The organism is Pseudoalteromonas sp. P1-16-1b, assembly GCF_001401785.1.
Taxonomy (GTDB): Bacteria; Pseudomonadota; Gammaproteobacteria; order Enterobacterales; family Alteromonadaceae; genus Pseudoalteromonas; species Pseudoalteromonas undina.
Genome location: NZ_LKGQ01000017.1, coordinates 62,997 through 74,637, shown reverse-complemented (window position 1 = coordinate 74,637; position 11,641 = coordinate 62,997). Strand labels below are relative to the sequence as shown.

General features: G+C 41.8%; 7 protein-coding genes. 5 read left to right on the top strand and 2 right to left on the bottom strand.

All coding sequences use genetic code 11. The features are described 5' to 3' along the window. Positions 1 to 18: 18 nt before the first annotated feature. On the top strand, positions 19 to 336 hold the full coding sequence (locus AN392_RS12850; protein ID WP_055012941.1) for a hypothetical protein: 318 nt from the start codon (positions 19 to 21) through the stop codon (positions 334 to 336). A 123-nt stretch (positions 337 to 459) separates the two neighbouring features. Here AN392_RS12850 and AN392_RS12845 read toward each other — a convergent pair whose 3' ends face one another. Both AN392_RS12845 and gltB read right to left on the bottom strand, forming a co-directional pair. Beyond that, complete coding sequence (locus AN392_RS12845; protein ID WP_010388615.1) at positions 460 to 1,875, bottom strand: FAD-dependent oxidoreductase; 1,416 nt, start codon at positions 1,873 to 1,875, stop codon at positions 460 to 462. 9 nt (positions 1,876 to 1,884) lie between these two features. After that, a complete protein-coding gene (gene gltB, locus AN392_RS12840) occupies positions 1,885 to 6,342 on the bottom strand; it encodes a glutamate synthase large subunit (protein ID WP_055012940.1) in 4,458 nt (1,485 codons plus the stop codon). A gap of 722 nt (positions 6,343 to 7,064) precedes the next feature. On the opposite strand from gltB, the gene AN392_RS12835 reads away from it, so the two are divergent. From AN392_RS12835 to AN392_RS12820, 4 genes are read left to right on the top strand one after another with little or no spacing between them, the layout of a single operon-like run. Continuing rightward, entirely contained in the window at positions 7,065 to 8,321 is a 1,257-nt protein-coding gene (locus AN392_RS12835) for an efflux RND transporter periplasmic adaptor subunit (RefSeq protein ID WP_010388611.1), read from the top strand. Positions 8,322 to 8,356: 35 nt separating this feature from the next. Then, positions 8,357 to 9,067, top strand: coding sequence for an ABC transporter ATP-binding protein (locus tag AN392_RS12830; protein WP_010388610.1), 711 nt, complete (start codon positions 8,357 to 8,359; stop codon positions 9,065 to 9,067). 3 nt (positions 9,068 to 9,070) lie between these two features. After that, positions 9,071 to 10,384 (top strand): ABC transporter permease, encoded by a 1,314-nt coding sequence (locus tag AN392_RS12825; protein WP_055012939.1) that lies wholly within the window; start codon positions 9,071 to 9,073, stop codon positions 10,382 to 10,384. A 10-nt stretch (positions 10,385 to 10,394) separates the two neighbouring features. Continuing rightward, on the top strand, positions 10,395 to 11,603 hold the full coding sequence (locus tag AN392_RS12820; protein WP_055012938.1) for an ABC transporter permease: 1,209 nt from the start codon (positions 10,395 to 10,397) through the stop codon (positions 11,601 to 11,603). Positions 11,604 to 11,641 lie beyond the last annotated feature (38 nt).

The following is an 11,641-nucleotide window of genomic DNA, read 5'->3' as shown; positions in this document are numbered from 1 at the left end:
TACGGTGAGGATACCTTGATGCAAACAACGGTCATTTATTTTGGCTTAGCAATTAACTGGCTACTATTGATAGTTAGTGTACTTTTAGCAATGTTTAGCAAGTTTAAACACACACAATTTAAACAAGGATTATATCGTTTTTTAAATGTGGCATTAATTGTACATATTGTTATTGCTGTTATGTTAGTTTTTAGCAGCACAGCTATTAGTGGCTTAATAACACTTAGTTTGTTGGTTATTGCCCTACAGCTTGTTTGTAACGTTATCTGCTATAAAAGTGTGAAACGTCGACAAGCCAGAGTGAAACCGAGCCTTGATCACTTCTCGATGGATTAACTAACATAGCGTTTAAAAATGCCCACAACCTGTGTATTGTGGGCATTTTTATTTGTAAAACTGAGGGAATAAAAAAGCAAACCCGAAGGTTTGCTTTTGACTCCATTCTAACAAAAGAATTATTTACACTTTTAAATAATCCATAATGCCTTCTGCAGCATTACGCCCCTCAAATATAGCAGTAACCACTAAGTCTGAACCACGAACAATATCACCACCAGCAAATATTTTAGGGTTGGTAGTTTGATGTGTAAATTCACCTTGCTCGGGTGCATTAATACCACCCCAGTGATTAATTTCTACATCGTACTGTTCTAACCAGTCCATTTTATGAGGCTTAAAGCCAAATGCCATAATCACTTGTGTGGCTTCAATAACGTGCTCTGATCCCGGTACTTCTTCAGCACGACGACGGCCATTTTCATCTGCCTCGCCAAGCTGAGTTTTTACCATTTTAACGCCTGCAACTGCGCCTTTATCATCAAGGACAATCCCTTTAGGCTGTACGTTATAAGTAAAAATTACGCCCTCTTCTTTTGCATTTTTTACTTCGCGTTTTGAACCAGGCATGTTCTCTTCATCACGACGATAAGCACACGTTACTTTTAACGCGTTATGGCGAATGGAGGTACGCACACAGTCCATTGCTGTATCACCACCACCTAGTACCACTACTTTTTGGTTTGCCATATCAATGCAGGCTTGTTTAGACTCATCGTAACCCATAACACGATTAGTGTTACCAATTAAGAATGGCAGGGCATCATGCACCCCCGGTGCATCTTCGTTCTCAAGCCCTGCACGCATACTTTGATAAGTCCCCACTCCCAAAAATACAGCGTCATACTCATTAAGAATTTCATCCATGCTAATGTCTTTACCTACTTCGACATTAAGTTTAAATTCAACACCCATTTCGGTAAATATTTCGCGACGTTTTTGCATGACTTCTTTTTCTAATTTAAAAGAAGGAATACCAAAGGTTAACAGCCCACCAATTTCAGGGTGACGGTCAAATACCACAGGCTTTACGCCATTACGTACTAGAATATCAGCACAGCCTAACCCTGCTGGCCCAGCACCAATAATAGCCACTTTTTTATCAGTCCATGTCACATAAGACATGTCTGGCTTCCAGCCCATTTTGAACGCGGTATCGGTGATGTATTTTTCGATGTTACCGATTGTTACCGCTCCAAACTCTTCATCTAACGTACATGAGCCTTCGCATAAGCGGTCTTGTGGGCATACTCTTCCACACACCTCTGGCAAACTGTTAGTACGGTGCGAAAGCTCAGCGGCCTCTAAAATGCGCCCTGTACGGATCAGTTTTAACCATTGTGGAATATAGTTATGTACTGGACATTTCCACTCACAATAAGGGTTACCGCAATCAAGGCAGCGATCTGCCTGTGAATTAACTTGGTTTTCTGAAAAGGGTTCATAAATTTCTACGAACGATTTTTTACGCGACGAGATTGGTTTCTTGCGTGGGTCTACACGCTGCACGTCTATAAATTGATATACATTTTCGCTCATACTGCCCCCTTATTGCGCTTGAACACGTAGTTCGGCGCTACTGCGAGCGCGATGCCCGAGTAAACTTTTTACGTCACTTGATTTAGGTTTTACTAATTTGAACATCGGTAAATAAAGTTCAAAGTTAGCTAAAATAGTTTCTGCTCTGCATGAGCCTGTTAGCTCTAAATGGTCAGCAATTAAGCCGCGTAAATGCTCTTGATGTGAACTCAAATCATCTAAAGTAACCACTTCAACCAACTCTGGGTTAATGCGTTTCTCAAAATCACCTCGTTCATCTAAAATATAAGCAAAACCACCGGTCATACCTGCACCAAAGTTAACTCCTACATTACCAAGTACACATACCACACCACCTGTCATATATTCACAACCATTATCACCAACACCTTCAACAACAGCTTGCACACCCGAATTACGCACAGCAAAACGCTCACCAGCACATCCGGCTGCAAACAATTTACCGCCAGTGGCACCATATAAACAGGTATTACCTACGATGGTTGCTTTGTGACTTTCAAATGACGAACCCAGTGGTGGGCGAACGACTAGCTTACCGCCAGCCATCCCTTTACCAACGTAATCGTTGGCATCACCAACTAAAGTCATTTCAAGGCCGCCAGCATTCCATACCCCGAATGACTGGCCAGCTGTACCATGAAGTTCAATCACCACTGGATCTGCTGCCATACCTTGATTACCGTGCTTATCAGCAATATAACCAGAAAGCATTGCGCCAACCGATCTATCGGTATTACATATACGACTCACTAATGAAATGCCGCTTGAATTATCAATTGCCTCTTTTGCCTTGCCTAGCAAGCTCTCATTTAACTCACCTAAATAGTGCGAGCTATTTGGTGCACTGCAAAACAGTGTTTCACCCGTTGGGTTGTTCGGCTTAGCGATAACCGCTGATAAATCTATTTTTTGCTGTTTGGCTGTTTTGCCTTCAATGGCTTCGAGTAAATCTAAGCGACCAATCAAATCGGTTAGGTTTGCAACACCTAAACTTGCCATAATTTCACGCGCTTCTTGAGCTATAAACTTAAAGTAGTTCATCGCCATTTCTGGTAAGCCGTGATAATGCTTTTGGCGCAGTGTATCGTCTTGGGTTGCCACACCAGTAGCACAGTTATTTAAGTGACAAATTCGTAAGTATTTACAGCCTAACGCCACCATGGGTCCGGTACCAAAACCAAAACTTTCAGCGCCTAAAATGGCTGCTTTAATGATATCAAGCCCGGTTTTTAACCCCCCATCTGTTTGCAGGCGAATACGATGACGAAGGCCATTTTCGACAAGTGCTTGTTGCGTTTCTGCAAGGCCAAGCTCCCATGGGCTGCCAGCATATTTAACCGAGGTTAAGGGACTTGCACCCGTGCCACCATCGTAGCCTGAGATAGTAATTAGATCGGCATACGCTTTTGCAACACCGGTTGCAATTGTTCCTACGCCCGGTTCAGATACCAGTTTTACTGAAATCAGTGCATTCGGGTTTACTTGCTTTAAATCAAAAATAAGCTGAGCTAAATCTTCAATAGAGTAAATATCATGATGCGGTGGCGGTGAAATTAGTGTCACGCCTGGTACCGAGTAACGAAGCTTGGCAATATAGGGCGTTACTTTTTCACCTGGTAACTGCCCGCCTTCGCCCGGCTTAGCGCCTTGAGCCACTTTTATTTGAATGACATCCGCACTGCGTAAATAATGAGGTGTTACACCAAATCGACCTGAGGCCACTTGTTTAATCCGTGAATTTTTTTCTGTACCGTAACGAAGTTTATCTTCGCCACCTTCGCCAGAATTTGAGCAACCACCTAAACGGTTCATAGCAATGGCTAGTGCTTCATGCGCCTCTGGTGATAATGCACCAATACTCATCGCTGCAGAATCAAAACGTTTATAAAGCTCAGTGGCAGGCTCTACCTCATCAATGCTTATACCCTTTTCTGGCAGTTTTAAAGCCAACATATCGCGCAAAGTCGCGACTGGACGGTGATTAACTAGCTTTGCGTATTCGCTGTAATCACTATACTCGCCGCTACGTACTGCTTTTTGTAACGTTTGAATCACATCAGGGTTGTAAGCATGATACTCGCCGCCGTGAACGTATTTAAATAAACCGCCATGGCTTAATAATTTACGTTTACTAAGCGCCAGTTTATGCAAGCTTTGCTGATCGTCATCGAAGTCGCTAAAACACGCCCCTTTTATGCGACTTGCAACGCCCTTAAAACACATCTCAACAATCGCGTCAGATAGACCAACCGCTTCAAACAACATCGAACAACGATATGAAGCCACGGTGCTAATACCCATTTTCGACATGATTTTGTACAAGCCTTTATTAATTGCTTGACGATAAGCCAGTGTCACTTCGCAGTATGACTTATTAATTACCTTACTATCGCTCATGGCCACAAGTGACTCATACGCTAAATACGGGTAGATTGCGGTTGCACCAAAGCCAAGTAGAACCGCAAATTGATGCGCGTCACGAACGCTGCCGGTTTCAATAATGATGTTAGACTCACAGCGTAAGTTATTATCTACCAAGCGTTTTTGTACCGCACCCACCGCCATAGCTGCAGGAATAGGTAATTGATTGTCATCAAAGTTACGATCCGTTAATACCAGCATAATGCAGCCAGATGCGGCTTTTGCTTGTGCTTCATCACAGATGCGCTTAACCGCATTCTCAAGGCCTTCTTCTACGGTGTAAGTAATATCAATCTTACAATAGCTGTAGTGCGCTTCATCGGCGTTAAGTAGCTGCTGCATATCAGCGTACATTAAAATAGGCGTATCAAATTGCAGGCGTTTAGCGTGCCCTGTTGTTTCATTAAATACGTTTTGCTCACTGCCAATACACGTTGCCAACGACATTACATGGTTTTCACGTAACGGATCAATTGGCGGATTAGTAACCTGAGCAAACTTTTGACGGAAATAATCATAAAGTGAACGGTGCCCTTCGCTCAGTACGGCAAACGGCGTATCGTCACCCATTGAGCCAGTGGCTTCTTGCCCATTTTCACCCATGACACGAATGACGCTGTCTAGCTCTTCGTTAGTATAGCCAAACATCTTTTGGTATTTGACTAGAGTTGCATCATCGAATGAGCGATTACCTGCATCTTGCTCAGTCAGTGCTTCAAAAGGTGTTAAGCGTTTAACGTTTTCTTCTAACCACGATTTATAAGGGTGGCGTGATTTTAAGTCTTGGTCAATTTCATCTGAATGCCAAATTTTTCCGAGTTTGGTATCAATAACCAGTAGCTCGCCTGGGCCAACACGTCCTTTTTCTACCACCTCGTCAGCGGTGTAATCCCAAATTCCCACCTCAGAAGCTAAAGTAATAAAACCATCTTGAGTAATAATATAACGCGCAGGGCGCAGACCATTACGGTCTAGGTTACAGGCTGCAAAACGCCCATCCGACATAACGATGCCTGCAGGGCCATCCCACGGTTCCATATGCATCGAATTAAAATCATAGAATGCACGTAAGTCGTCATCCATAGCACGGTTTTTTTGCCATGCTGGCGGCACTAGCATGCGCATCGCACGGAATAAATCCATACCACCAGCTAAAAACAGCTCTAGCATATTATCGAGGCTAGATGAGTCAGACCCTGTTTCATTAACAAACGGCGCTGCACTTTGTAAATCAGGAATAAGCGGCGAAGCAAATTTATAAGAGCGTGCACGGGCCCACTGGCGGTTACCTTCAATAGTATTAATTTCACCATTGTGCGCTAAATAACGAAATGGTTGCGCTAAAGGCCAGCGAGGCTGTGTGTTTGTAGAGAAGCGTTGATGAAAAACACAAATAGCACTAGTCATGCGAATATCCGCAAGATCAAGATAAAAATTAGGCAAGTCAGCAGGCATCATTAAGCCTTTATATATTGTGACTAGCCCAGATAAGCTCGCAATATAAAATGATTCATCGTCCATTAGACGCTTTTCTGCACGACGACGTGCAACATACAAGCGGCGTTCTAAATCTTTAGAACGCCAACCTTCTGGCGCACTAATAAAAATTTGTTCAAAACCTGGCAATTGTTTTAGAGCAATAGGTCCTAACATTGATGGATCAGTTGGAACCACACGCCAGCCCAAAATATTTAGCGTTTCTTTTTCTAGTTCTTCGCTTAAAACATCTTTGGCTGCTTGTGCTAGTACCGGATCAGCATTGAGGAAGATCATCCCAACGGCGTAATTTTTACCTAAATGCCAATTATTCTCGGCAGCAATAGCCCGAAAGAAGCTGTCTGGTTTTTGTAATAACAAGCCACAACCATCACCCGTTTTACCATCAGCAGAAATACCACCGCGGTGCTGCATGCGATCTAAACCGGTGATCGCCGTACGAATGAGTCGGTGACTCGCTTGGTTATTAACTTGGGCTATTAAGCCAAAGCCACAATTATCTTTTTCTAGTTTTGAGTCATATAACATGGACCCCTCCCCTTGCTGCGCTGTTAACGTGGATGAACGGCTCGACGATTTGCTAACAGACGAACAAAATTAGCGTTATTCCCCCCTTGAGTCAATATTTTTATGAATACATATTCATTATATTGAATATATTTCAACTTAATTAAAAATCATAAAATAATGCCACCCATTAACATTTGCATAGATATCGAATCGAAAAATAGATTGACACCGGTGTTATTTTTAAAAACTTGTAAACAAAAAGCATGCGCGACTAGCAGTTTACGTAAACGTAAGGTGAGCTAAAAATGAATAACTATTCATTAGGGGCTATTTCCTCTTTTGTGCTGTATTAGTAATTCATCTGAACACGACATTTAATTACAGCGGCTTCTATTAGCGCATAGTTTATTCAATAGATTTAAACGCTCCCCTCATGTTATGCATTAATTAACAACTTGCTTTGCTTTACGTTGAGGTAACCTCATCCCATAGACAAATCAAAAAAGTGCCCGCAGCGGACACTTTTTATGTCCGCGGACATGTAAAACAAAAAGGGTAAAGTTAAAAATCAAATAAATTCAATAAGATAAAAAATGGCATGCTATTCGAATACAGCATAACTATATAAATTTTGAGGATGTTCGAATGTTTACTATTGGCTTATTTTTAATTTCACCAATTATTCTGTTTATTGCCTCGCTAATGATTACTGTGTTTGAAAAACACTAAGAGAATGAATAATGATTAAAGACACTAGCGGGCAAGACACGCAAATCTCACGACCTATAAATTTTAAAAAATACATCAGGCTGTTTATATTTATTGTGGGCCTAGTTGCTCTATGTGTATATGCACTATTAAATGCTGATCAAGAAGGTACTATCTCGGTTGATAGAGTAAGCCTACAAATAGCCACGGTGGTGCGCCAATCGCTAATACGCGATGTTGCAGCCAGCGGTAAAATTGTGGCCGCCAGAGCACCAAAAGTTTACAGCCCTGAACGAGGCTTTGTTTCATTGAAGGTTAATGCTGGTGACTCAGTAAAACTGCATGATGTAATAGCCATGGTTGATAGTCCTGAGCTCACAAACGAATTAAAGCAGCAACAGTCTGTTTTAGCTCGTCTTGAGGGCGAGCTACAACGTAAACACCTTGAGGCACGCCGCCAATCATTAAGCTTAAATAAAGCACTTGATCTAGCACAAGTAGAGTTAAACGCTGCCGATAGAGAAAATCGCAGAGCGGCCTTATCAATGCAAAAAAATGTGATCAGTCAAATTGATCACGAAAAAGCCATTGATGAGCTTGCCCGTGCAAAACTCTCTTATAAACATGCAGAGCAAGAAGTTGAATTGTCCAAAGATACACTTGCTTTTGAACTACAGGCCGCTAAACGAGATGTCACTCGTCAACAACTGATTGTCGATGATCTACTTCGTAAAGTTAATAACTTAACAATTAAAGCCACTGTGTCAGGGATTGTAGGTAACTTACTAGTTCAACAAAGAGAAGCGGTAACACAAAGCCAACCATTAATGACTTTAGTTGATTTGAGTAATTTTGAAGCAGAGCTACAAGTCCCTGAAAGTTATGCAAATGAGCTTGGTTTAGGTATGGACGTAGAGATAACAATGGGCGCTAGCAAAGTGATGGGCGCCCTCTCTGCCATTTCACCAGAAGTAAATAATAGAGAAGTCACAACGCGTGTACGTTTTGACAAAGACATGACGGGTATCAGACAAAACCAACGATTAACAGCACGTATTTTATTAGAAAATCGTGACGATGTTTTACAAGTTAAGCGTGGGGCATTTTTACAACAAGGCGGTACACAGGTTTATAAAATTACCGGTGATACAGCTCAGCTCATTGATATTTCAATTGGTGCAACCAGCATTAATGCGGTTGAGTTAATCTCAGGGGTTCAAGCTGGCGATGAATTGATTATCTCAAGCTATAACAGTTTCAAACACACACACACATTATTACTTCGCTAACAATCGCGTAGAACCAAACAACAAAAGGAAAAAGCATGTTAAAGATGAATAATATAAGTAAAGTATATCAAACAGAAATGGTTCAAACCCATGCATTACGTGATTTTAATCTACACGTTGATGAAGGCGAATTTATTGCTGTTACAGGCCCTAGCGGATCAGGAAAAACGACCTTTTTAAATATAGCTGGAATGTTAGAACCCTTCTCTGCAGGTGAATATTTACTTGATGGAATTGATGTAGGTAAGTTAAACGATAACCAGCGCGCAGATTGTCGAAATCAAAAAATAGGCTTTATCTTCCAAGGGTTCAATTTAATACCTGACTTAAACTTATATGAAAATATTGAAGTACCGCTACGTTATAGAGGTATTAAAGCCGCAGAGCGTAAACGTCGCATTGAAAAATGTTTAGAACAAGTTGGTCTTGCCTCTCGGGCAAAACATTTGCCACAGCAACTCTCTGGCGGACAGCAACAACGAGTAGCCATAGCACGCGCGCTTGCTGGCGAGCCACGATTTTTACTTGCCGATGAACCAACCGGTAATCTCGACAGCCTTATGGCTCGTCAAGTAATGGAGCTGCTTGAACAAATCAATCGCGATGGCGCGACCATCATTATGGTGACCCATGATCCTGAGCTTGCTCGCAGAGCGCCAAGAAACATTCAGGTGGTCGATGGACAACTTGCCGACTTTACGCTGTATCAAGGCGCACAAAACCTTAAAAATGTTGCAGGAGCGTAAGCCATGCTATTACATTACCTCGATTTAAGTTGGCGTAGCTTTAAGCGCACTCCTCTGGTGAGTTTCTTAATGGTGCTGGCGATTGCCATTGGGATTGGTGTAACCATGACCAGTTTAAGCGTTTATCATATGATGTCAGCAGATCCGATCCCGCATAAAAGCAGTCAATTGTATAACGTACAATTACAAACCATGGATGAAGGTCACACGTGGTGGACGGGTGACGATATTCCTATGCAACTGACCTATCAAGATGCAGTTAGTTTGCACAATGCTCCAATCCCAGAAAATAAAGTAGCTATGATGCGTACTGGTTTCTCTGTGTATTTAGACTCAGATAAAGTTAAGCCGTTTACTGGTGAAGCACGCATGACCACACCTGACTTTTTTAGCATGTTTGATGTGCCATTTATTTATGGCGGTGTGTGGAGTGATCAACAAGAGCAATCTGCAGCCCCTGTTTTGGTGATTTCAAAAGAGCTGAACGATAAGTTGTTTGCGGGTAAGAACTCCATCGGCAAACTAGTCTATTTGGATGACGATAGCTACCAAATTGTCGGTGTCATTGATGACTGGCCCCTCAACCTTAAATATTACGATTTAAATAACGGCGCTTTTGATAAAATAGCAGACCTATTTTTACCCTTTAGTTTAATTAAAGCAAAAGAGCTCACCAGCTGGGGCAATAGCAATGGCTGGAAACATGAAAATATAAATACCTATGCCGATAGATTACAATCGGAAATAGTGTGGATCCAATTTTGGGCTCAGCTTGATACACCAGAGCAGAAAACCGCTTACGGTGATTACCTCACCTCTTACATTGAAGAGCAAAAAAAACGTGGCCGCTTCACCCGAGAGAAACCTGAATATAGCCTACGTGATGTAAACCAATGGATGGAATACAACAATGTCGTTAGTGAAGATAACAAAATACTGGTTAGTTTAAGCTTTATGTTTTTAGCGGTGTGTTTAGCTAATATTTTAGGATTATTACTAGCAAAGTTTTTACGCCGTGCTCCAGAAGTCGGCGTGCGTCGAGCACTCGGGGCAAGTAAGCGACAAGTCTTTCTACAGCATTTAGTAGAAGTAGCCATGCTTGGTTTTATCGGCGGGTTGCTCGGTATTGTACTTGCACAAATTGGCCTTCTCGGGGTAAGGCAAAGTTACGAATATTACAAAAACATAGCCACGATGGATTTAGCCATGTTATTAAGTGCCCCAGTTATCGCAATAACTACTTGCATTATTGCTGGGCTTTACCCTGCTTGGCTAGTGTGTAAAACCAACCCTGCCATTTACTTAAAGAGCCAATAAGGAGCTAATCATGTTAGAAATAAAACCAATATTTCATGCCCTTTGCCGCTCAAAGGTAGGCGCAATATTACTTTTAATTCAAATTGCAATTACAACGGCTATTGTTAGTAATGCGGCGTTTATCATTCAAGATAGAATCGCTTTTTTAAACCAAGAAACCGGCTATCCAGAGCAAGACTTGTTTAAGTTCAATGTGATGACCTTTGGGAAAGACGTTGATGCTAGCCAGCAGTTTGAACTAGATGAAGCCATGTTAAGAGCCCTACCAGGGGTTGAGAGTGCAGCGCAAAGTAGCAGTATTCCGTTATCTGGTAGTGGCAGCGCTTCCGGCTTTAATTTAAAACCTGCACCACAAGAAAGCAAAAATGTGCGCACTGCTTACTTTTTTATTGATGAGCACGGCCTAGACACATATGGCGTAAAATTAATTGCTGGGCGTAATTTTACTGAGGCTGAAGTACTCATTACAAATTCACCGACAGATAGAACAACTAATGTCACTATAGTTACTGAGGCGTTAGCCAATGAGCTTTTCCCTAAGGGAGATGGCCTAGGAAAAACCATTTATTTTGGTGACTTACCCCTACAAATTATTGGGATCACAGCGCCAATGAAAGGCCCTTGGCTAAAAGATAGTCACCCCAATAATGTCGCGCTTATTCCGTATATTCAAGGCAAAACTTACGCACAATTTGCTGTAAGAACAAAGCCAGGACAACGCGCAGCTGTAATGAAACAAATCGAAAATGCGATGCTAAATAATTATAGCAAGCGGGTGATCAACAATATTAAAGGTCTTGATGAACTTAAAGATCAATATATGGCTGCAGATAAACTTATGATGCGTATGTTAATTGTGCTCATAACCATACTGGTATTGGTAACCGCACTGGGCATTTTTGGTTTGACGCTATTTAATATAAACAAACGTACCAAGCAAATTGGAACCCGTCGTGCTTTAGGCGCTCGTAAATCTGCAATTGTTAATTATTTTTTAGTTGAAAATGCGCTGATTTGCATTGCTGGCTTATTTTTAGGTGCTATTTCAGCACTTTTACTCGGTCAGTTATTAATGCAACATTTTTCAATAGCGGCATTACCATCAAGTTATATTGCTGTCACGGCAGTCATGGTGTTTACAATGAGTCTTTTGGCTGTATTTGGCCCAGCTAAACGCGCGGCAAATATTTCGCCGAGTATCGCAACCCGAACCATATAGCACAGCTCCCAACCTATGCTACACTGGCTAAACGCGGT

Bases quoted from the DNA above. Each gene is read 5' to 3' on its own strand.
- AN392_RS12850 (WP_055012941.1), top strand. From the start codon at position 19: ATGCAAACAACGGTCATTTATTTTGGCTTAGCAATTAACTGGCTACTA.
- AN392_RS12845 (WP_010388615.1), bottom strand. From the start codon at position 1,875: ATGAGCGAAAATGTATATCAATTTATAGACGTGCAGCGTGTAGACCCA.
- gltB (WP_055012940.1), bottom strand. From the start codon at position 6,342: ATGTTATATGACTCAAAACTAGAAAAAGATAATTGTGGCTTTGGCTTA.
- AN392_RS12835 (WP_010388611.1), top strand. From the start codon at position 7,065: ATGATTAAAGACACTAGCGGGCAAGACACGCAAATCTCACGACCTATA.
- AN392_RS12830 (WP_010388610.1), top strand. From the start codon at position 8,357: ATGTTAAAGATGAATAATATAAGTAAAGTATATCAAACAGAAATGGTT.
- AN392_RS12825 (WP_055012939.1), top strand. From the start codon at position 9,071: ATGCTATTACATTACCTCGATTTAAGTTGGCGTAGCTTTAAGCGCACT.
- AN392_RS12820 (WP_055012938.1), top strand. From the start codon at position 10,395: ATGTTAGAAATAAAACCAATATTTCATGCCCTTTGCCGCTCAAAGGTA.